Source organism: Kitasatospora sp. NPDC053057 (assembly GCF_044546945.1).
In the GTDB taxonomy this organism is placed as follows: Bacteria; Actinomycetota; Actinomycetes; order Streptomycetales; family Streptomycetaceae; genus Kitasatospora.
Genome location: NZ_JBITZP010000023.1, coordinates 19881 through 40635, shown reverse-complemented (window position 1 = coordinate 40635; position 20755 = coordinate 19881). Strand labels below are relative to the sequence as shown.

The window sequence follows — 20755 nt, the reverse complement described above, 5'->3', positions numbered from 1 at the left end:
GCGCCCGGGCCCTCGCCACTTGCCACACCCCTGCGCGAATATTAGGTTAGGCTCACCTAACTACAGGGAGGTCCGTCCATGAGCATTCCCACCGGAGACGCCGAGGTGCCCGAGCCCACCACCGCCGACCGGGTCCACAGCCTGCTCAGCGCGACCTCCTCACTCACCGTCCGCGCCCTCGGCGAGCACCACGACCTGGACACCCCGGTCTCCGTCCACGGCTCCCGGCTGCGCCTGCGCGCCCCGCTGGACGCCCCGCTCACCGCGGCCGCCGCCGGCGCCACCGACGGCCTGGCCGTCGTGCTCGACGTCACCGACGTGTCCCCCGTCGCCGTCCGCGACCGCGTCCGCGCCCGGCTCACCCTGGCCGGCCGGCTGCACCTGGCCCACCTCGCCGACGACGGCCTGAGCGTCCATCTGCGGGTGGACATCGCCCACGCCGTGCTCGCCACCCCGTACGGCACCGGCGCGCTCACCGCCGCCGACCTCGCCCTCGCCACCCCGGACCCGCTGGCCCGCCACGAGGCGGCACTGCTCACCCACCTGGCCGACGACCACGCCGACGCCCTCGACCTGCTCGCCGGCCTGCTCGATCCGGCCCTGCTGACCCACCACCCGGCCGTCCGCCCGCTCGCCCTGGACCGCCACGGCCTGGTGCTGCGCCTGGACCACTCGCACGGCCACCGTGACGTCCGCCTGGTCTTCCCCGAACCCGCCTGCGACACCGAGGACTTCGGCCACCGGATGCACGAGCTGCTCACCGCCGCCCAGTACGGCCTGCCGGCCCACCGCGGCTAGCGGCGCGCAAGTCCCGCCTAGTCACGCTCCGCCGCGTCCTCCAGCACGATCCGCCCCATCCGCGCGTACAGCTCCGGCCGCCGGCGCCGCAGCACCAGCGCCGTCACCACCCCGCCCAGGAACATCCCGATCACCAGGTACGGGATCAGCCGGAACAGCAGGGTGCCCGCCGCCGCCCCGGCCGCAGCTCCCCGGTTGACCACCAGCAGCGAACACGCGGCGGACCGGAAAGGGCGGGAAACGGCAGTGGCCGGCCCGGGCCGCACGAGAGGTGTGTCTCGCGCGGCCGGGCCGGCCGTGGGCGTGTCCCGCGCCCAGGTCCACTGGTGCGGCGATCACCCGGTCGAGCGGTCACCCGACATGACCATCCCGGGCGGTCGATTCGCCCCGCATCAGCGGTGGTTCAGAAGGACCCGCGGAGGACCCGCGGGAGGACCCTGAGGATCAGAGCGCGACGCCGTGCGCCCGCAGGTAGGCGACCGGGTTGATGTCCGAGCCGTACTCCGGACCGGTGCGGATCTCGAAGTGCAGGTGCGGGCCGGTCACGTTGCCGGTGGCACCGGAGAGGCCGAGCTGCTGGCCGACGGTCACGTTCTGACCGACCTTCACGCCGATCACGGAGAGGTGCGCGTACTGCGCGTACTTGCCGTCGGCGAGCTTGATCTCGACCTCGTTGCCGTAGGCGCCGCCGTTGTCGGCCTTCACCACGACGCCGTTGGCGACGGCGCGCACCGGGGTGCCGGTGGAGGCGATGAAGTCCTGGCCGGTGTGGTGGCCGGAGGCCCACATCGAGCCGGCCACGCCGTAGGCCTCGCCCAGCACCGGCTTGGCGAGCGGGGCGACGTAGCCGGCGGTCGCGGCGACCGGGGCGGCGGTGACGACCTGGGCCGGGGCGGCGGTCTGCACCTGGGTCTGCAGCTGGGCGCCCGGCTTGGCTGCCTCGGTCTGGACCTGCACCTGGGCGTTCGCCGCGGCGGAGGCGTCCTGGGTGACCGGCGCGGACGGCTTCGCCGGAGCGGCCGGCTTCGCGGCGTCAGCGGCGTGACCCGCCAGGGCCAGCTGCTGACCGGGGAAGATCAGGTTCGGGTCGGCACCGACCACCGAGCGGTTCTGCTCGTACAGCGCGTGCCAGCCGCCGTCGACGTGCTTGACGTCGGCGATCTGGGACAGGGAGTCGCCGCTGACGACGCGGTAGCTCTCGTGGGCAATGGTCGAGGACGCGGCAGCCACCGAGGGAGCAGCAGCGTGCGAAGCGGCCGGAGCGGTGTGTGCCTGGGCGCTCATCGCGCTCACCAGCGGCAGGACGAAGGAGACGCCGGTGACGGCGGTGGCGATGCCGATGCGGGCGGCACGGGGCAGGGCGATACGACGAGCCTGTGCAGGCATGGAACTTTCCTCTCCGACGCCTGCGAGGTGAGCTGTCGGGTTCGGGCTGGAGTTGCCCGGCCGCATGCGCGGCTTCACCCCAAGCCGGTCCTGGACGTCCGCGCTCCGAAAAGCGCGAACTCCGGTCCGGCGACTTACCTGTGGGTCCCCCGCTCCTGCCGTACAGAGTTCAGTTCGAACCACCGGGCAGCGGCAGGACTCGGCGTTCCACCCGGCGGATCCGTCCGGACTGGCCGGGCGGTCGCTGAACTAAAACTCATCCGTTCGGGTGAAGCAATGTCGATCTCTTGAACCGGCAACCAACCCCCGGAACGCGGTCACCCTCCGGATGATCCGCCGCACGGTAAGTACACAATCCATTCACCCCCCGCCACTGATCCACGACTCTGCGCCCATCGCGGGACCCCTGCGGGACCGTCCGTTCACGCACCGTAGCCGACCGACACACCCGCCCGGTGACCCTTGTCACGTACGCCCCGGCGGGCGCAGGATCGGGCCGTGGCCACCTCTGACGCCGGCTCCCTGCGCCTGGGCACCGCGCAGGGACGCTGGGTACTGCTCGCGACGGTGCTCGGCTCCAGCATGGCGATGCTCGACGGCACCGTGGTGAACGTCGCCCTGCCCCGGATCGGCACCGACCTCGGCGCCTCCCTCGCCTCCCTGCAATGGACCCTGAACGCCTACCTGCTCACCCTGGCGGGCCTGATCCTGCTCGGCGGCGCACTCGGCGACCGCTACGGGCGGCGCAAGGTCTTCCTGATCGGCGTGGTCTGGTTCGCCGCCGCCTCCGCGGCCTGCGCCGCCGCCCCGACCATCCACGTGCTGATCGCCGCCCGCGCCGTCCAGGGCATCGGCGGCGCACTGCTCACCCCGGGCTCGCTCGCCATGCTCCAGGCCGTCTTCCGCCCTGAAGACCGCTCGGCCGCGGTGGGCCTGTGGTCCGGTCTGGGCGGGGTGTCCGCGGCCGTCGGCCCCTTCCTCGGCGGCTGGCTGGTGGACGGGCCCGGCTGGCGCTGGATCTTCCTGCTGAACCTGCCGCTGGCCGCCGCGGTGATCGCGGTCACCTCCCGATACGTCCCGGAGAGCCGGGACGAGTCCGCCACCGGCCGCTTCGACGTGTCCGGCGCCCTGCTCGCCGCGCTCGCCCTCGGCGCGATCACCTACGCGCTCACCGCCGCCGGGGAGGGCCTGTCCCCCGGCGTGTGGGTCAGCGGCGCGCTCGGCCTGCTGCTCGCCGCCGCCTTCGTGGCCGTCGAACGGCGGGCGCCCGATCCGATGCTGCCGCTCGGACTGTTCTCCTCCCGGCTGTTCACCGCCGTGAACCTGGTCACCCTGTGCGTCTACGCGGCGTTCAGCGGGGTGTTCTTCCTGCTGGTGGTGCAGCTGCAGATCGTCTCCGGCTTCTCACCGCTGGTCTCCGGCTTCGCACTGGTGCCGATCACGCTGCTGATGCTGACCCTGTCCGCGCGCGCCGGGCGCCTCGGCAAGCGGATCGGCCCGCGCATCCCGCTCACCGTCGGCCCGCTGCTGTGCGCCGCCGGGGTGCTGCTGATGCTGCGCACCGGCCCGGGCTCCTCCTACTGGGTGGACGTGCTGCCCGCGGTCGCGGTGATGGGCTCGGGGATGACGCTGCTGGTCGCGCCGCTGACCGCCACCGTGCTGGCCGCCGTCGAGGTGCGGCACGCGGGAATCGCCAGCGGCGTCAACAACGCCGCCGCCCGGGCGGCCGGCCTGCTCGCGGTGGCCGCCCTCCCGGCGATGGCCGGGCTGAGCGGCAACGCCTACCGGGTGCCCTCCTCGGTGGACTCCGCCTTCCACACCGCGATGCTGATCTGCGCGGGCCTGCTGGCCGGCGGCGGGCTGATCGCCGCCGTCACCGTCCGGGGCAACGTGCTCGCGCCCGAGGAGCAGCCGGTGGCCGAGCCGAACTGCGACTGGCCGTGCTCGACCACCACCCCGCCGTTCGACCCCGGCCACTCCCGGACGCCCGAGGGCCCCGCCACCGGAACGGCGGCAGAGCCCTCGTCGGAGAACTGAGGCTCCGTCAGAGACTGCTCCTACTAGAGGATGTCGGCCGGCGCGTACTTGGCCGCCTCCGGGTAGGCCGCCGCGACGGCCTCCACCCGGCGGACGACCTCGGCGACCTGCGCCCCGGCCGCCCCGGTGAAGGACAGCTTGTCGGCCAGCAGCGCGTCCAGCGCGGCCCGGTCCAGCGGGATCCGCTCGTCGGCCGCGAGGCGGTCCAGCAGCTCGTTCTCCCGGGCGCCCGCGCGCATCGCCAGCGCGGAGGCGACGGCGTGCTCCTTGATGACCTCGTGGCCGGTCTCCCGGCCGACGCCCGCGCGCACCGCGCCCATCAGCACCTTGGTGGTGGCCAGGAACGGCAGGTACCGGTCCAGCTCGGCCTCGACCACGGCCGGGAAGGCGCCGAACTCGTCCAGGACGGTCAGGAAGGTCTCCAGCAGGCCGTCGAAGGCGAAGAAGGCGTCCGGCAGCGCGACCCGACGCACCACCGAGCAGGAGACGTCACCCTCGTTCCACTGGTCGCCGGCCAGCTCGCCGGTCATCGAGGCGTAACCGCGCAGGATGACGGCCAGACCGTTGACGCGCTCGCAGGAGCGGGTGTTCATCTTGTGCGGCATCGCGGAGGAGCCGACCTGGCCCTCCTTGAAGCCCTCCGTCACCAGCTCGTGGCCGGCCATCAGGCGGATGGTCTTGGCCAGGCTGGACGGCGCGGCGGCCAGCTGGACGAGGGCGGTGAGCACCTCGAAGTCCAGCGAGCGGGGGTAGACCTGGCCGACGCTGGTCAGCACGTTGTCGAAGCCGAGGTGCCCGGCGACCCGGCGCTCGAGGTCCGCCAGCTTCGCAGTTCCCTGGCTGCCCCCACCCAGCAGGTCCAGCATGTCCTGGGCGGTGCCGACCGGGCCCTTGATCCCGCGCAGCGGGTAGCGGGCGATCAGCTCCTCCAGGCGGCGGAAGGCGACCAGCAGCTCGTCGGTGATCGACGCGAAGCGCTTGCCCAGGGTGGTGGCCTGCGCGGCCACGTTGTGCGAGCGGCCGGCCATGACCAGCTCGGAGTGCTGCGCGGCCAGGCCGGCCAGGCGCACCAGGACGGCGACCGTACGGTCCCGGACGTGCTCCAGGGACTGACGGATCTGCAGCTGCTCGACGTTCTCGGTCAGATCCCGGGAGGTCATGCCCTTGTGGATCTGCTCGTGGCCGGCGAGCTCGCTGAACTCCTCGATCCGGGCCTTCACGTCGTGGCGGGTGATCCGCTCACGGGCGGCGATCGAGCCGAGGTCGACCTGGTCGATCACCCGCTCGTAGTCGGTGACGGCGTTCGCGGGCACCTCGACACCGAGGTCCTGCTGGGCCTTCAGGACGGCGAGCCACAGGTGGCGCTCGAGGACCACCTTGTGCTCGGGGGACCACAGCTGGGCCAGGGTCGCCGAGGCGTACCGGGAGGCCAGGACATTGGGGATCTGGGGCTTCGCGCTCACGCTTCGCAAGCCTAACAGCCGAGGTCACGCCGAACGTCGGCGGATGGGGTACGCTGAGCCGGTTCAACGCCTATCGGAAAGCGACTCACAAACTCCTCACCGCAAGTATACCACACCGATGAACGGAACTCCAGCGACAGCGTCGAACTCCGACCGCGCGCTCTCCGAAGCGCTGCGCACCGAACAGGCCCACCTCGACCGGCTCTACACCCAGCTGGACTCCGCCCGGGAACGGGCCCGCCGCACCAGCGACGGCGCCCACCACGACGCAGCGGCAGGCGGCACCCACCAGGCCCGGCTGGAGCGCGAGGTCCGCGCCCGCGAGGCCGCCCGCCACGCCGCCCGGCTCGACGCGGTGGAACGAGGCCTCTGCTTCGGCCGCCTCGACGAGCGCGACGGCACCGTCCACTACATCGGCCGCACCGGCCTGACCGACGAGGCGTACGAACCGCTGCTGCTCGACTGGCGCACCCCCGCCGCTCGCCCGTTCTACACCGCGACCCCCGCCCACCCGGGCACCGTGGTCCGCCGCCGCCACCTGCACACCGAGGGCCGAACCGTCATCGGCCTGGACGACGAGGCGCTCGACCTCGCCGGGCTGGACGAGTCCGGCCGCCGCGCCCTGGTCGGCGAGGCCGCGCTGCTCGCCGCGCTCGCCCGCGAGCGCACCGGCCGGATGGGCACCGCCGTCGCCACCATCCAGGCCGAGCAGGACCGGGTGATCCGCTCCCCGCTGCCCGGCGCCCTGGTCGTCCAGGGCGGGCCCGGGACGGGCAAGACCCTCGCCGCCCTGCACCGCGCCGCCTACCTGCTGTTCACCCACCGCGCCGCGCTGGAGCGCCGCGGCGTGCTGGTCATCGGCCCCACCGCGGGATTCCTGCGCTACATCGAGGAGGTGCTGCCCGCCCTCGGCGAGACCGAGGTGGTGCTGCGCACGGTCGGCGAACTCTTCCCCGACGTCACCACGACCCGCACGGACGCCCCCGCCACGGCCGTCGCCAAGGGCGGACCGTGGATGGCCGAGGTGCTCCGACGCGCCGTCGCCGCCCACCAGTCGGCGCCCGCCAGGGGCATCGACCTGGGCGACGGGCTGCGCGTCTCCGCCCGCGCCTGCGCCCAGGCCCTGGACGCCGCCCGCGGCCTGCGGGCGCCGCACAACCGGGCCCGCGCCCACTACCTGCGCACCCTGCTGGACGCCCTGGCCATCGCCCAGGCCCTCTCCCTCGGCCGCCCGTACGACGAGGAGGAGGCGCACTACGCCCCGCGCGAGCTGTGGGCCCGGGAGGACGTCCGCGCCGCGCTCGACCCGCTCTGGCCCGCCCTCACCCCGCAGCAACTCGTCGAACGGCTGCTCACCGAAAGGGAGTTGCTCGCCGAAGTCGCCCCCGAGCACGCCGCGGCCCTGCTCCGCCCGCCCGGCTCGCCCTGGACGGTCGAGGACGTCCCGCTGCTGGACGAGGCCGCCCAACTCCTCGGCGAACTCCGCCCGACAGGCCGGACCGAGACCGAGGACCCAGACGAACTCGCCTTCGCCCAGGGCGTGTTGACCATCACCGGGCAGACCGACGACGCCCTGCTGGACGCCGCCGCACTGGCCGGGCGGTTCCACGACGACGGCCCGTACCGCTCCACCGCCGAACGCGCCGGCGCCGACCGAACCTGGGCGTACGGCCACGTCGTGGTGGACGAGGCCCAGGAGCTCTCCGCGATGGCCTGGCGCACCGTCCTGCGCCGCATCCCGACCAAATCGCTCACCGTCGTCGGCGATCTCGCCCAGACCGGATCACCGGCCGGCGCCCGCAGTTGGGCCCAGATGCTCGACCCGCACCTGCCCGGCCGCTGGCGCGAGGAGCGGCTCACCGTGAACTACCGGACGCCGGAGCCGATCATGGCCCTCGCCGCCGCCGTGCTGCGCACCGCCGCTCCCGGACAGCAGCCGCCCGAGTCCGTCCGCCCGGGCACCGAACGGCCGCGCGCCCTCCCCGTTCCGGACGGCGACTTCGCCGCCGCACTGGCCGAACTGCCCACGCCCGTGGGCACCTTGGGCGTGATCGCGCCAGACGGGACGGCCGCGGCCCTGGGCGCGCTGACCGTCACGGCGGCCAAGGGCCTGGAGTTCGACAACGTCGTGGTGGTCGAGCCGGCCGCACTGGCCCCGCGGGACCTGTACGTCGCGCTCACCCGCGCCACCCGCACGCTCACCCTGCTGCACCACCGGCCGCTGCCACCGGAACTCGCCGGGGCGCTCTGAACACCCCGGGCGGGCGGCCCGCTACTGCTGCGCGCCGCCCGCCCGGCCGGCCAGCACCGGCAGGACCTGCCCGCAGATCGAATGCAGGGCGATCCGCTGCTCGTCGGTCATCGCCTCGAAGGCCTGGTGGGTGCGGGCCATCTCGCTGCGGATGCGGCTCAGGATGTCCCGGCCCTCGGCCGTGATCACCACGATCTTCACCCGGCGGTCACCGGCGGCCGCCTCCCGGTTGGCCAGGCCCAGCGACTCCAGCCGGTCCACGATCCCGGTCACGTTCGACGCGTCGCAGCCCAGCCGCCCGGCCAGCGCCCGCATCGGCACCGGTTCCTGCACCGCGCCCAGCGCCTTGGCCTGCGAGGAGGACAGCCCGTGCCGGGCCGCGGCCGCCGCGAAGTCCTGGAAGTACGCGGCGCCGACGGCGGCCAACGCCTCCATCAGCTCGGCGTTGGTCGGTACGGTCGTCGTCGAGGTCGAACCCATGGGGCCAGCGTACGACCGAGTGCTTCAGTAACTCAAGCTTTGACCACGGCAACCGTCCGCGAGCCACCTCACACTTACACCGTTCGGAGAACGCTCAGAGCACCAGCTGGTCGAACAGCCGCCGCAGCTCGACATCCGCGTCAGCGGTCAGCCCGGTGTGCACCGGCCCCGGTTGGACGATCGCGCTGCGCGGCGCGGTCAGCCAGCGGAACCGCTGCCCTGGGCTGTCCGAAGCCGCCGGACCGGCCTGCGGCCCGCCCATGCAGACCGCCTCGATCCCCTGCAGCGCCCGCCGCACCCCCTGCACGTCCGCCACCGGGTCCAGCGCCAGCAACCGGGCCTGGTCCAGATGGGTGCGCGCCGCCAGGTGCGCGCTCTGCCGGCAGTACAGCAGCACCCCGACGTTGACGCACTCGCCCCGCTCGACCCGCGGCACCGCCCGGATCACGGCGTACTCGTAGTCGTACAGCTCGACGACGGCCGGCAACGCGGCCGACAGCGGCTCGGTCATGCGGGCACCTCCGGCAGCCAGTCACGCGGACCGGCCAGTCGCTCGGTCAGCTGGGCGCGGTACGCGGCGCGCACGTCCTCGGGCGAGTCGAAGCCGAACTCGTCCGCCAGCCACACCTCGGGAATCTGCGCCACGGCCGCCTCCACCGCCGCCTCCGCGAGCGGCGCGAGCGCCTTGTCCGCCGCCGCCAGGTCGGGCTGGGCCCGCAGCAGCGCATGGTCGGACGCGTCGTACGGGCGGCGCACCCAGCTGGCGGCACTGGGCCAGTTGTGGTGGAAGATCAGGCTCGCGCCGTGGTCGATCAGCCGCAGACCGCCCGTCGCCACCAGCAGGTTGGGGTTGCGCCAGGACCGGTCGACATTGCCGATCAGCGCATCGAACCAGAGCACCTGCCCGGCGAGTTCCGGGTCCACCTCGAAGCACAGCGGGTCGAAGTTGAGCGCGCCGCTGACGAAGGCCATCCCGAGGTTGGTCCCTCCGCTGGCGCGCATCTGGTCCTGGATCTGGTGGTCCGGCTCGCTGCGCGCGAGCACCGGGTCCAGGTCGACGGTCACCAGCTCCGGCACCGGCAGCCCGAGCCGCCGCCCCAGCTCCCCGGCCAGCACCTCCGCGACCAACGCCTTCCGGCCCTGCGCCGCGCCGACCCATTTCAGGGCGTAGAGCCGCCGGTCGTCGGCCTCGACCAGGCCCGGCATCGAGCCGCCTTCTCGCAGTGGCGTCACATACCGGACCGCCGTCACCTCGGGGAGCACGCCGACAGCTTATCGGTGCCGGCCGCCTCCCCCGCCCCTCTGACCCCTTCCGCCCCGCCCCGGTGGCAGCCCCCGCTGCTCCGTGCGAGTGTGGCGGACAGTAATGGGGACCTTCCGGTACGACCCGCATGACAAAGGGATGAGCGATGGAACGACCTCGGATCCTGATCGTGGGCGGCGGCTTCGCAGGCCTGGAGTGCGCCCGCCGCCTCGAACGCAAGCTCTCGCCGTCGGAGGCCGAGATCTCGCTGGTCACGCCGTTCAGCTACCAGCTCTACCTCCCCCTCCTCCCCCACGTCGCCGCCGGCGTCCTCTCCCCGCAGTCCGTGGCCGTGTCCCTGCGCCGGAGCCTGCGCCGCACCCACATCGTCCCGGGCGGCGCCATCGGCGTGGACCCGGCCTCCAAGGTGTGCGTGGTCCGCAAGGTCACCGACGAGGTGATCGCCCAGAAGTACGACGTCCTGGTGCTCGCCCCCGGCAGCGTCACCCGCACCTTCGACATCCCCGGCCTCACCGACTACGCCCGCGGCATGAAGACGCTCGCCGAGGCGGCCTACGTCCGCGACCACGTGATCGCCCAACTCGACCTCGCCTCGGCCACCCTGGACCAGCGGGAGCGCGAGTCCCGGCTGCAGTTCGTGGTGGTCGGCGGCGGCTACGCGGGCACCGAGACGGCCGCCTGCCTGCAGCGCCTCACCACCGCCGCCGCCCGCCGCTACCCGCGCCTGGACGCCCGCCAGATCAAGTGGCACCTGATCGACATCGCCCCCAAGCTGATGCCGGAGCTCGGCGACGCGCTGGGCACCGCCGCCCTGGAGGTGCTGCGGGAGCGCGGCATCGAGGTGTCGTTGGGCGTCTCGGTGGCCGAAGTGGGCGCCGAGACGGTCAAGTTCACCGACGGCCGGGTGCTCCCCTGCCGCACCCTGATCTGGACCGCCGGCGTGGCCGCGAGCCCGCTGATCGGCACCCTGGACGCGGAGACGGTCCGCGGCCGGCTCGCCGTGACGGCGGAGATGCGGGTGCCGCAGTTCGAGGGCGTGTTCGCGCTCGGTGACGCGGCCGCCGTCCCGGACCTCGCCAAGGGCGACGGCGCGGTCTGCCCGCCCACCGCCCAGCACTCGGCCCGCCAGGGCCGCGCGGTGGCCGACAACGTGATCGCCTCGCTCCGCAACCAGCCCCTGGAGCCGTACTACCACAAGGACCTGGGCCTGGTGGTCGACCTCGGCGGCAAGGACGCGGTCTCCAAGCCGATCGGCGTCGAACTGCGCGGCGTTCCCGCCCAGTTGGTGGCCCGCGGCTACCACCTGATGGCGATGCGCACCAATGTGGCCAAGCTCCGGGTGGGCGCCAACTGGCTGATGAACGCGACCGCCGGGGACGACTTCGTCCGCATCGGCTTCCTCGCCCGCCAGCCGGCCCGACTGCAGGACTTCGAGTACACCGACTCCTATCTGACGAGGGATCAGGTTCGCGCCCACGCCCAGTCCCTGCTGGCCAAGGGCTGAGCGGAGCACGGCACTTCGGCGCCCCGCCGCGGAGAAACACCGCGGCGGGGCGCCGAAGCGCGCGCATCCGTCAACGCCCGTCCGTCAGCGAAAGCATTTGTTTACCAGCGGGTTCGGGCCAGCCCGCGCCCCGGGCCACCCCGCTCACACCAGCCGGGACCCTCCCCCGCCCGAGCCCAGCACCTCCGCCAGGTCCTCCGCCAACCGCCGCGCCTCGGCGGCCTCCAGCCGCGCCGTGGTGAACCGCAGCCCGGGCGGCGACTGGATCCGGTACCGCGCCCCGGGCGCCGCCACCCACCCGCGCTGCACCAGTGCCGCCAGCGCCGAGGTCTCGTCCGGCACCGGCACCCAGACGTTCAGCCCGCTCTCCCCGTGGGCCTCGATGCCGCGCGCCGCCAACTCGCCCAGCAGCGCGTCCCGGCGCGCCCGGTAGGTGGCGGCCAGGCTCGCGGCCGGCGCCGCGTCGGCGCGCCACAGCTCGGCGACGGTGCGCTGCAGCAGGTGGCTGACCCAGCCCGCGCCCAGCCGCAGCCGCCCGGCCACCCGTCCGACCGTCTCCTCGTCACCGACCATGACCGACAACCGCAGGTCCGGCCCGTACGCCTTGGCGGCCGAGCGCACCACGGCCCAGTGCCGCGATCCCGCGCCGACCAGCGGGTGGTACGGCTGGTCGACCATGCCGTGCCCGTGGTCGTCCTCGATCAGCAGCGCCCCGGGGTGGCCGGCCAGGACGGCCCGCAGCGCCGCGGCCCGGCGGGCCGTGAGCGCCGCGCCGGTCGGGTTCTGCGCCCGACTGGTCACCACCACCGCGCGGGCGCCCTCGGCCAGCGCCGCGGCCAGCGAGTCCGGCAACAGGCCCTCGTCGTCCAGCCGGACCGGCTCGGGCCGCAGCCCCATCGCGGGCAGCAGGTCGAGCAGGCTGCCCCAGCCCGGGTCCTCGACCGCCACCGCGTCGCCGGGGCGCAGCCAGGCGCCGAGGGCGCGCTCGACGGTGTCCAGCGCCCCGGAGGCCACGGCGATCGGGCCGTGCAGCCCGTCGGCCTCGAAGGAGGCGCGGGCGAGTTCGAGCAGTCCGGCGTCGATCCGCGGGTGTCCGTACAGCACGGGCTCGACCCGGAGGGCCTCGGCGGCGGCCGCGAGGGCCGGGCCGAGGTCGGGCAGCAGGGCCGGGTCGGGGTTGCCGGTGGACAGGTCGCGGGCCTGGGCGGGGACGGGGATGCGGATCTGGTCGCGGGGGGTGAGGGCGGGCCTGGGGAGGATCCGGCTGCCCTTGCGGCCGGCCGTCTCGATCACGCCGCGGTCGCGCAGCAGCCGGTAGGCGGCGGCCACGGTGTTGGGGTTGACGCCGAGTTCGGCGGCGAGGTCGCGCAGCGGGGGCAGCGCGGTTCCGGGTGCGAGCTGCCCGCTGCTCACGCCCTGTTCGATGTGGGCCGCGATTTCGCTGGCGCGTCGCCCTTTCAGCGGATAGTCTCCTAGCACAAAGCAGATTATGCACTAGTACATAGAGGTTGTCATGTCGACCACGCCGACGAACACCGGTGGCGCCACCTACTCCCAGACCCCGCGCACCACCCCCACCCGCTACAAGGACCGCGCCACCTGGGAGCAGGAGGTGATCCACGCCATCCTCGACGAGGCCTACGTCTGCCACCTCGGCTTCGTCGCCGACGGCGCCCCCGTCGTCCTGCCGACGGTCTTCGCCCGGGTCGGCAGCCGGCTCTACCTCCACGGCTCCACGGGCAGCCGCCCGATGCGCGGCGCCTCCGACGAGCAGGGCATGCAGGTCTGCGTCACCGTCACCCACGTCGACGCCCTGGTGCTGACCAAGTCCGCGTTCAACCACTCGGTGAACTTCCGCTCGGTGGTCGCCCACGGCACCGCGTACCAGGTCACGGACCCCGAGGAGCTGGACGTCGCGCTGGCCGCCCTGGTCGACCAGGTCGTCCCCGGCCGCTCCGGCGAGATACGCCCGGCCAACCCCAAGGAGCTCGCCGCCACCGCCGTGATCCGGCTGGAGCTGGACGAGGTCTCGGCCAAGACCCGCTCGGACGGCGCCAACGACGACCCGGCCGACGCCGACCTGCCGCACTGGTCCGGCATCGTCCCGGTCACCACCGTGCACGGCACCCCCGAGCCGTACGACGAGACCGTCCCGCTCCCCGCGCACATGCGCCGTTTCCCCCGCTGAGGAAGGCCGCCCGATGCTGATCAGGTCCTGGGACCGCGGCGACGAGGACGAATGGCGCGCCTGGCTGGCCGAGGGCCGCGACTTCGGCCTGCTCGCCGCGAACGGCGGCCCCGACGAGGGCCCGGTGCTCGTCCCGACGCACTTCCTGCTGGACGCCGGGCGCGGCGAGATCCTGCTCCACCTCGCCGCGCCCAACCCGCTGCTGGCCGCCGTCCGGGCCGACCCGAACGTCACCCTGGCGGTCACCGACGGCTACGCCTTCGCCCCCGGGCACTGGCGCGGTGAGCCCGGCACGCCCACCAGCTACTACGCCTCGGTCCACTTCCACTGCACCGCCGAGGTGGTCGAGTCCGCCGAGGGCAAGGCGGAGATCCTCAACCGCCAGCTGGCGCACTTCCAGCCGGAGACCCCGGACTTCCGGGTGGTCCCCGGCGCGAACGAGCTCGGCCGGCTGCTGCCCGGCCTGCGCGGGCTCCGCCTGACGGTCCGCGAGGTGCGCGCCAAGTTCAAGTACGACGACAAGAAGCCGGCCGAGGCGCAGTACGCGATCGCCGACCGGCTCGCCGACCGCGCCGACGGTCCACTCCGTCGCCGCGACCAGGACGCCGCCGCCCGCACCCAGCTGCTGCGACGCCACCAGCGGCGCAGCGCCGGGACGGGGGGCGCCTCCGGAGCGGCCGGCGCCCGGCGCGCATCCCTGCCGCGCGCCGCCGACTGACCCCGTATCACCCGATCGGCCCTCAACACAGGCAGGTAGAACGCCGCGCTGCTCGAATGTGAGACGAGTCCTGCCCAGCCGTCAGATCGGGCCCGTCCACCTCGGGGAGCGCGCGTGTCCACAGTCCACAGTCAACGGGCGTCCGGCGAGGCCCACCTCGGGCACGTCATCTTCATCTCGGCGGCCGCCGCGATGGGCGGCTTCCTGTTCGGTTACGACAGCGCCGTGATCAACGGCGCGGTGACCGGCATCCAGAAGCACTTCTTGGTGGGCCACGGCACCACCGCCTTCGTGGTGGCCATCGCGCTGCTGGGCTCGGCCCTCGGCGCGGTGGTCGCCGGCCGGCTGGCCGACCACTTCGGCCGGGTCCGCACGATGCTGCTGGCCGCCGTGCTGTTCGCGGCCAGCGGCATCGGCTCGATGTTCCCGCCGAACATCGAGGCGCTCGCCTGCTGGCGCGTGGTCGGCGGCATCGCGATCGGCATCGCCTCGGTGATCGCGCCCACCTACATCGCCGAGGTCGCCCCCACCGCCTACCGGGGCCGGCTCGCGTCCTTCCAGCAGATGGCGATCGTACTCGGCATCACCGTCTCCCAGCTCGCCAACTGGGCGCTCAACCAGGCCGCCGGCGGCGAGTCCACCGGCCACCTCGGCGGCATCCAGGCCTGGCAGTGGATGCTCGGCGTCGAGACCATCCCCGCCCTGGTGTACGGCCTGATGGCGCTGGCCATCCCGGAGTCGCCGCGCTACCTGATCGCCGACCACCGCGAGGCGCAGGCCCGCAAGGTGCTGGTCGAGGTAGAGGGCGAGGACGTCGACCTGGACACCCGGGTGGCGGAGATCCGCGCGGTGCTGGCGTCCACCCACAAGCCCCGGCTCAAGGACCTGCTCGGCGGCCGATTCGGCCTGCTGCCGATCGTCTGGGTCGGCATCGGTGCCTCGGTGTTCCAGCAGTTCGTCGGCATCAACGTGATCTTCTACTACTCGTCGTTCCTGTGGCAGTCGGTCGGCATCAACGAGTCCAACTCCCTGCTGATCAGCCTCTCCACCTCGATCATCAACGTGATCGGCACGGTGATCGCGATGGTCCTGGTGGACCGGATCGGCCGCAAGCCGCTGGCCCTGGCGGGCTCCGCCGGCATGGCGCTCGCGCTGGGCACCGCCGCCTGGGCGTTCTCCTACCGCAGCGGCACCGGCGACACCGCCACCCTCGACAACACCCACGCCACCGTCGCCCTGATCGCCGCGCACGTGTTCGTGCTCTGCTTCGCCTTCTCCTGGGGCGTGGTGGTCTGGGTGCTGCTCGGCGAGATGTTCCCCAACCGGATCCGCGCGCTGGCCCTGTCGGTCGCCGCCTCCGCCCAGTGGATCGCCAACTGGGCGATCACCGTCAGCTTCCCGGACCTCGCCGACTGGAACCTTTCCGCCACGTACGTCATCTACGCGGCCTTCGCGTTGCTCTCCATCCCGTTCGTGGCCTTCTGCATCAGGGAGACCAAGGGCCGCGCCCTGGAGGAGATGGGCTGAGCGACCGCCCCCGCACACCCACGCCGCACGCGGCCCGACCCACCGAGAGGAAACCATGCCTGACCAGGGCGGCTCCCGGCAGAACGTCAGCTTCCCGAGCAACGGCCGCACCGCGCACGGGTACCTGGCCCGCCCTCCGCAGGGGGTCGGCCCCGGCCTGGTGGTGGTGCAGGAGTGGTGGGGGCTCACCTCGCACATCGCTGACATGGCCGACCGCTTCGCCGCCGAGGGGTTCACCGCCCTCGCCCCCGACCTGTTCGGCGGCGCCACCGCCCACGACGGCGCCGAGGCCGCCCGGCTCAAGCGCGAACTCCCGGTCGAGCAGGCCGTCGAGGACCTCTCCGGCGCCGTCGACTTCCTGCTCTCCCTGGACGGCGTGGTCGGCGACGCGGTCGGCGCGGTCGGCTTCTGCATGGGCGGCGGCTTCGCCCTGGTGCTGGCTGCCCGGGCCGGCGACCGGGTCGCCGCCGCGGTCCCGTTCTACGGCCTCCCGCCCGACCCGGACTTCGACTACCGCGGCCTGACCGCCCACGTCCTCGGCCACTTCGGCGAACTCGACCGTTCGAACCCGATGACCGCCGTGGACGAGGCCGCGATCCGGATCGGCGAGGCCACCGACGTCCGCCCCGAGATCCACTTCTACCCGGCCGGGCACGCCTTCATGAACGACGAGAACCCGCTCGGCACCTACGACGCGCTCCAGGCCCGGGTCGCCTGGCAGCGCACCCTCACCTTCCTCCGGGGGCACCTGGGCTGACGCCCCGCCCGGCCGGAACCGGCCCGAAATCCAGATGACACCTGTACGAACTCCGGCGATAGTCACTGGGTGCCGACCCCACACCCCCGCCGTCTCGCCTGGGCGAGCCGCAACTTCCGCATCCAGACCGCCGCCACCGTGGTCAGCGGCCTCGGTAACGCCGGCGCCCCCATCGCCACCGCCTTCGCCGTCCTCGGCAATGGCGGCACCACCGCCGAGGTCGGCTACGTCACCGCCGCCCGGCTGCTGCCCACCGTCCTGCTCCTGGTGGTCGGCGGGACCCTCGCCGACCGGCTGCCGCGCCACCGCATCATGGTCGCCGCCAACCTGTTCAGCGCCGCCGCCCAGGCCGTCCTGGCCGTCCTGGTCCTGGCCGGGAACGTCCAGCTGTGGCAGCTGCTGGTGCTCTCCGCCGCCGGCGGCGCCGGTTACGCCCTCTACTCCCCGGCCGCCGGCGGCATGATCATGCAGGCCGTTCCCCAGGAGCACGCCAACCGGGCCTTCTCGGTCTTCCGGATGGGCCAGAACGCCTCGCAGATCGGCGGCGCCGCCCTCGGCGGAGGGCTCACCGCCGCCTTCGGCCCCGGCTGGGTGCTCGCCCTGGACGCCCTGTGCTTCATGGTCGCCGCCGCCCTGCGCTTCGTCCTGGAGCCCGAGTCCGCCCCCGCCCCCTCCGGCGGCAGCATGCTGCGCGACCTGCGCGAGGGCTGGCGGGAGTTCTCCTCCCGCCGCTGGCTCTGGGTGATCGTGTCGCAGTTCGCCGTCCTGGTCGCCTGCATCAACGCGGTCGAGTCGGTGTACGGGCCGGCCGTGGCCGACGAGCGGCTCGGCGGCGCGGGTGCCTGGGGCCTGGCGATGTCCGCCTACGGGGTCGGGCTGGTGGTCACCGGTCTGCTGATGGCGCGTTGGCGCCCCCGCCGGATCCTGCTGGTCGGCAACTGGGGCGTGTTCCTGTTCGGCGTCCCCGCCCTCGCCCTGGCCCTCGAAGCCCCGCTGCCGCTGCTGATCGCCGCGATGTTCCTGTCCGGGGTGGGCGTCACCGTCTTCGCCGTCAACTGGATGGTCGCGCTCCAGCAGGAGATACCGGAGGGGATGTTCTCCCGGGTCACCGCGTACGACGAGCTCGGCTCCTACTCGCTGGCCCCGGTCGGCACCGCGCTGGCCGGCCCGGCGGCCGTCGCGCTCGGCCTGTCCGGCGCGCTCTGGGCCTGCGCCGCGCTGTGCCTGGTGCTCAGCGCCGTCGTCCTGGTCGACCCGCAGGTCCGCCGGCTCTCCCGCCGCGACCCGCAGCGAAGCACCCCGGACGCACCGGTGTCCGCCGTCGAGCCCGCGCCCGCGCCGTGAGCGCCCTGTGCGCCCCGCGTGCGCCCGCCGACGAGCAACCACCGGTACGCGTGGTTCGTCCGACCAGGTAGGAAACACCATCCACCTGGGGGGACCACCGGTGCCTAAGCCACTGCTGTTCCTGGACGTCGACGGGGTGCTGAACCCGGTCTGTCCACATCCGGACGCCGGGTTCGACTCCCACACCCTGCTCGGCTACGCCGTCCTGCTCACCGCCAAGCACGGCGCCTGGCTGCGCGAACTCGCCGGAACGTACGAGCTGGCCTGGGCCACCACCTGGGAGGAGCACGCCAACACCCACATCGCCCCGGCGATCGGCCTGGACCCGCTCCCCTTCGTCCGCTTCACCGGGGACGTCCCCCAGCCCGGCGACCCGCGCGTCCCGCTGATGGAGCTGTTCTCCGCCCGCAAGTGGGCCCCGCTGCTGCGCTACGCCGAGGGCCGCCCCTTCGCCTGGGTGGACGACGTCATCCCCTCCCGGCTGGTCCGCCGGTCCCTCTGGCGCCGCGACCGGTTGCTGCTGCCGATCGACCCCGGTCAGGGCCTGGAGCGCCGGCACGTCGAGCGCCTGCTGGCCCGCCCGCCGCGCAGCCAGTCGCTGCCGGGATCGCAGGTCAGGAGGTCGGCAGCCAGCTGACGTGCCCGGCGAGCAGCGCGTACCCGACGAAGGCCACCGTGTCGATCAGCGCGTGCGCCGCCACCAGCGGCATCACCCGCCCCCAGCGCCGGTACAGCAGGCAGAACACCGCCCCCATCACCATGTTGCCGACCAGCCCGCCGACCCCCTGGTACAGGTGGTACGAGCCGCGCAGCACTGAGCTGGCCACCACCGCGGCCGGCCAGGACCACCCCCGCTGCCCCAGCCGGCGCAGCAGGTAGCCGAGGACGACGACCTCCTCGAGGATCGCGTTCTGCCAGGCCGAGAGCACCAGCACCGGCACCCGCCACCACACGTCCGGCAGTCCCGAGGGCGCCACGGTCAGGTTGTACCCGGCCGCCTGCGAGGCCAGGTACAGCGCCAGCCCGGAGCCGCCGATCGCCGCCGCGACGCCCGCGCCCCGGCCGAGGTCGCGCAGCTTCTCCCGCAGGTCGAAGCCCAGCACCCGCAGCGCGGCGCCCTCGCGCGCCAGCAGGTAGCCGACCAGCACCACCGGCATCAGCCCGCGCCCGATGTAGTACAGCTGCCACACCAGGTCCAGCCAGGGCCGCCCGGGCGCGCGCGAGCCGTTCAGCGTGGCGACCTGCTGGCCGAGCTGGAGCGGTTCGGTGAGCGAGCCCGCGAAGCTGATCAGCGCGCTGATCCCGCTGGCCCCGAGAGAGAGGCCGAGGACGATCAGCAGTTCCACGCCGAGCAGCCGTCGGGTGGGCTCCGCGGTCTCCGGCACGGCCGGGCGGGTTGTCACGGGTGCTCCATCGAACGGATGCTCCATCGAACGGGTGATGGCTCCGGCGGTCGGCCGACGACCGGAGCGATCATCCTGACACAGTGGGCGGACCCCTCGGCCGACCGGCCAACCCCTCAGCCGACCGGCCAGGTGTGCACCGGCTCGCCGCCCCGCATGTGCTCGGCGTAGCGCCTGGTCATCGCGGCGAGCGCGGCCGGGCGGTCCATCCCGTACTGCTCGCGCAGCCGGTGGAAGGTCGCGCTCTGCCAGGCGGCGCCGTTGGTGCGGCGCAGGCAGCGCTGCTCGATGATCCCCAGGTAGCGGTCCCGGTCGGCCGGCTCCACGCCCCACTCGTCCAGCCCCTGGTGGGCCATCGGCAGCAGCTCATTGAGGACCAGGTCGACCGCCGACACCGTCTGCAGCCCGCCGCCGCGGCCCGCCCGGCCGGGGCGCGGCCACTGGAACACCGCGTCGATGCCGTACCGGGCGCCCTGCCGGAAGTTCTCGTCCGCCCGCTCGAACGGCAGCCGGGTCCAGACCGGCCGGGGCTGCTCGGCGAGCACCCGCACCAGCCCGTAGTAGAAGGCGGCGTTGGCCAGGGTGTCGGCCACCGTCGGCCCGGCCGGCAGCGCCCGGTTCTCCACCCGCAGGTGGGCGACCCCGCCGGCGACGTCGTACACCGGCCGGTTCCAGCGGTAGATGGTGCCGTTGTGCAGCCGCATCTCGGCGAGCCGGGGCGCACCGCCGGAGGCGAGCACCTTCAGCGGGTCCTCGTCGTCGCAGATCGGGAGCAGCGCCGGGAAGTAGCGCAGGTTCTCCTCGAACAGGTCGTACGCCGAGTCCACCCAGCGCTCGCCGAACCAGGTGATCGGCCGCACGCCCTGGGCCTTGAGCTCCGCCGAACGGGTGTCACAGGCCTGCTGGAAGAGCACCGGACGGGTCTCCCGCCACAGCTCCCGCCCGAACAGGAACGGGGAGTTGGCGCCGAGCGCGAGCTGCGGGCCACAGATCGCCTGGGCGGCGTTCCACACCGAGGAGAACCGCTCCGGGGTCACCTGGAGGTGCAGCTGCAGCGAGGTCGCGGCGGCCTCGGCCACCATGGTGATGGACTCCAGCTGGAGGTGTTCGACGCCCTCGATGTCCAGCGCGATGTCCTCCCCCCGGGCGGCCAGGATCTGGTCGCTGAGCAAGCTGTACCGCTGGTTGTGGCTCATCGCGTCGAGCCCGGTGTGGTCGTGCTCCAGGGTCGGCAGGATGCCCACCATGACGATCCGGGCGCCGGCCTCGGCCGCCTGCCGGTCCGCATAGCGCAGCCCGGTGTCGATCTCCTCGCGCAGCTCCTCGAAGACGTGCCCGCACAGCCGGTGCGGCACGATGTTCACCTCGATGTTGAACTGGCCCAGCTCGGTCTGGAAGTCGCTGGAGCCGATCGCGCTCAGCACCTGGGCGTTGCGCATCACCGGCAGGCCCTGCTCGTCGGCCAGGTTGAGCTCGATCTCCAGGCCCATCACCGCCCGCGGCCGGTCGAAGCGGTCCTCGCGGAGCATCCGCCCGAGCGCGTCCAGACAGGCCTGGAGCTTGAGCCGGTACTGCTGCCGGTCCGCCAGATCCGCCCGAGTCGCCACGACCTTCTCGCCCACGGTCCCCTCCTCC

General features: G+C 73.5%; 19 protein-coding genes and 1 riboswitch. Of the genes, 10 read left to right on the top strand and 9 right to left on the bottom strand.

What is annotated here, in order from left to right; translation table 11 throughout:
• The first annotated feature begins 78 nt into the window (after nucleotides 1-78).
• Complete coding sequence (locus ACIG5E_RS23890) at nucleotides 79-798, top strand: DUF2470 domain-containing protein (RefSeq protein WP_396536398.1); 720 nt, start codon at nucleotides 79-81, stop codon at nucleotides 796-798.
• Nucleotides 799-815: 17 nt separating this feature from the next.
• Here the strand turns inward: ACIG5E_RS23890 and ACIG5E_RS23885 are convergent, their stop codons facing one another.
• Both ACIG5E_RS23885 and ACIG5E_RS23880 read right to left on the bottom strand, forming a co-directional pair.
• Nucleotides 816-1001, bottom strand: a complete 186-nt coding sequence (locus tag ACIG5E_RS23885; protein ID WP_396536396.1) for a hypothetical protein — start codon at nucleotides 999-1001, stop codon at nucleotides 816-818.
• A gap of 241 nt (nucleotides 1002-1242) precedes the next feature.
• The gene (locus ACIG5E_RS23880) at nucleotides 1243-2184 is read right to left on the bottom strand and encodes a peptidoglycan DD-metalloendopeptidase family protein (RefSeq protein WP_396536394.1); all 942 of its coding nucleotides are present in this window, start codon (nucleotides 2182-2184) and stop codon (nucleotides 1243-1245) included.
• A gap of 2 nt (nucleotides 2185-2186) precedes the next feature.
• Nucleotides 2187-2369, bottom strand: a riboswitch (cyclic di-AMP (ydaO/yuaA leader).
• A gap of 313 nt (nucleotides 2370-2682) precedes the next feature.
• Here ACIG5E_RS23880 and ACIG5E_RS23875 point away from each other — a divergent pair.
• On the top strand, nucleotides 2683-4221 hold the full coding sequence (locus ACIG5E_RS23875) for an MFS transporter (protein ID WP_396536392.1): 1539 nt from the start codon (nucleotides 2683-2685) through the stop codon (nucleotides 4219-4221).
• A 23-nt stretch (nucleotides 4222-4244) separates the two neighbouring features.
• Here the strand turns inward: ACIG5E_RS23875 and purB are convergent, their stop codons facing one another.
• On the bottom strand, nucleotides 4245-5693 hold the full coding sequence (purB, locus tag ACIG5E_RS23870) for an adenylosuccinate lyase (RefSeq protein WP_396536390.1): 1449 nt from the start codon (nucleotides 5691-5693) through the stop codon (nucleotides 4245-4247).
• Between the two features lie 109 nt (nucleotides 5694-5802).
• On the opposite strand from purB, the gene ACIG5E_RS23865 reads away from it, so the two are divergent.
• Nucleotides 5803-7935, top strand: coding sequence for a HelD family protein (locus tag ACIG5E_RS23865; protein ID WP_396536388.1), 2133 nt, complete (start codon nucleotides 5803-5805; stop codon nucleotides 7933-7935).
• 21 nt (nucleotides 7936-7956) lie between these two features.
• Here ACIG5E_RS23865 and ACIG5E_RS23860 read toward each other — a convergent pair whose 3' ends face one another.
• The 3 genes from ACIG5E_RS23860 to ACIG5E_RS23850 form a co-directional block, all read right to left on the bottom strand.
• Nucleotides 7957-8415, bottom strand: a complete 459-nt coding sequence (locus ACIG5E_RS23860; RefSeq protein ID WP_396536386.1) for a MarR family winged helix-turn-helix transcriptional regulator — start codon at nucleotides 8413-8415, stop codon at nucleotides 7957-7959.
• 94 nt (nucleotides 8416-8509) lie between these two features.
• Nucleotides 8510-8926, bottom strand: a complete 417-nt coding sequence (locus ACIG5E_RS23855) for a DUF3037 domain-containing protein (protein WP_396536384.1) — start codon at nucleotides 8924-8926, stop codon at nucleotides 8510-8512.
• Complete coding sequence (locus ACIG5E_RS23850; protein WP_396536382.1) at nucleotides 8923-9678, bottom strand: HipA family kinase; 756 nt, start codon at nucleotides 9676-9678, stop codon at nucleotides 8923-8925. The genes ACIG5E_RS23855 and ACIG5E_RS23850 overlap by 4 nt, the downstream gene beginning before the upstream one ends.
• 146 nt (nucleotides 9679-9824) lie before the next feature.
• Here ACIG5E_RS23850 and ACIG5E_RS23845 point away from each other — a divergent pair, with 146 nt between their 5' ends.
• The gene (locus ACIG5E_RS23845; protein ID WP_396536380.1) at nucleotides 9825-11183 is read left to right on the top strand and encodes an NAD(P)/FAD-dependent oxidoreductase; all 1359 of its coding nucleotides are present in this window, start codon (nucleotides 9825-9827) and stop codon (nucleotides 11181-11183) included.
• A 144-nt stretch (nucleotides 11184-11327) separates the two neighbouring features.
• Here the strand turns inward: ACIG5E_RS23845 and ACIG5E_RS23840 are convergent, their stop codons facing one another.
• Complete coding sequence (locus ACIG5E_RS23840; protein ID WP_396536378.1) at nucleotides 11328-12662, bottom strand: aminotransferase class I/II-fold pyridoxal phosphate-dependent enzyme; 1335 nt, start codon at nucleotides 12660-12662, stop codon at nucleotides 11328-11330.
• Nucleotides 12663-12696: 34 nt separating this feature from the next.
• Between ACIG5E_RS23840 and ACIG5E_RS23835 the strand changes: the two genes are divergently transcribed.
• The 6 genes from ACIG5E_RS23835 to ACIG5E_RS23810 all read left to right on the top strand — a co-directional run bounded on the left by ACIG5E_RS23835 (nucleotide 12697) and on the right by ACIG5E_RS23810 (nucleotide 18354).
• Nucleotides 12697-13371: a pyridoxamine 5'-phosphate oxidase family protein gene (locus ACIG5E_RS23835; RefSeq protein ID WP_396536376.1), complete on the top strand. Its 675-nt coding sequence runs from the start codon at nucleotides 12697-12699 to the stop codon at nucleotides 13369-13371.
• 13 nt (nucleotides 13372-13384) lie between these two features.
• Entirely contained in the window at nucleotides 13385-14089 is a 705-nt protein-coding gene (locus ACIG5E_RS23830; protein ID WP_396536374.1) for an FMN-binding negative transcriptional regulator, read from the top strand.
• Nucleotides 14090-14203: 114 nt separating this feature from the next.
• On the top strand, nucleotides 14204-15616 hold the full coding sequence (locus ACIG5E_RS23825; protein WP_396536372.1) for a sugar porter family MFS transporter: 1413 nt from the start codon (nucleotides 14204-14206) through the stop codon (nucleotides 15614-15616).
• Between the two features lie 55 nt (nucleotides 15617-15671).
• Complete coding sequence (locus ACIG5E_RS23820; protein ID WP_396536370.1) at nucleotides 15672-16373, top strand: dienelactone hydrolase family protein; 702 nt, start codon at nucleotides 15672-15674, stop codon at nucleotides 16371-16373.
• A gap of 69 nt (nucleotides 16374-16442) precedes the next feature.
• Nucleotides 16443-17717 (top strand): MFS transporter, encoded by a 1275-nt coding sequence (locus ACIG5E_RS23815; protein ID WP_396536368.1) that lies wholly within the window; start codon nucleotides 16443-16445, stop codon nucleotides 17715-17717.
• A 100-nt stretch (nucleotides 17718-17817) separates the two neighbouring features.
• Complete coding sequence (locus ACIG5E_RS23810; protein WP_396536366.1) at nucleotides 17818-18354, top strand: HAD domain-containing protein; 537 nt, start codon at nucleotides 17818-17820, stop codon at nucleotides 18352-18354.
• Here ACIG5E_RS23810 and ACIG5E_RS23805 read toward each other — a convergent pair.
• Nucleotides 18332-19120 (bottom strand): CPBP family intramembrane glutamic endopeptidase, encoded by a 789-nt coding sequence (locus tag ACIG5E_RS23805; protein WP_396536364.1) that lies wholly within the window; start codon nucleotides 19118-19120, stop codon nucleotides 18332-18334. The two genes, ACIG5E_RS23810 and ACIG5E_RS23805, sit on opposite strands and share 23 nt — an antisense overlap.
• A gap of 116 nt (nucleotides 19121-19236) precedes the next feature.
• A complete protein-coding gene (locus tag ACIG5E_RS23800) occupies nucleotides 19237-20742 on the bottom strand; it encodes a glutamate--cysteine ligase (RefSeq protein WP_396536362.1) in 1506 nt (501 codons plus the stop codon).
• Nucleotides 20743-20755 lie beyond the last annotated feature (13 nt).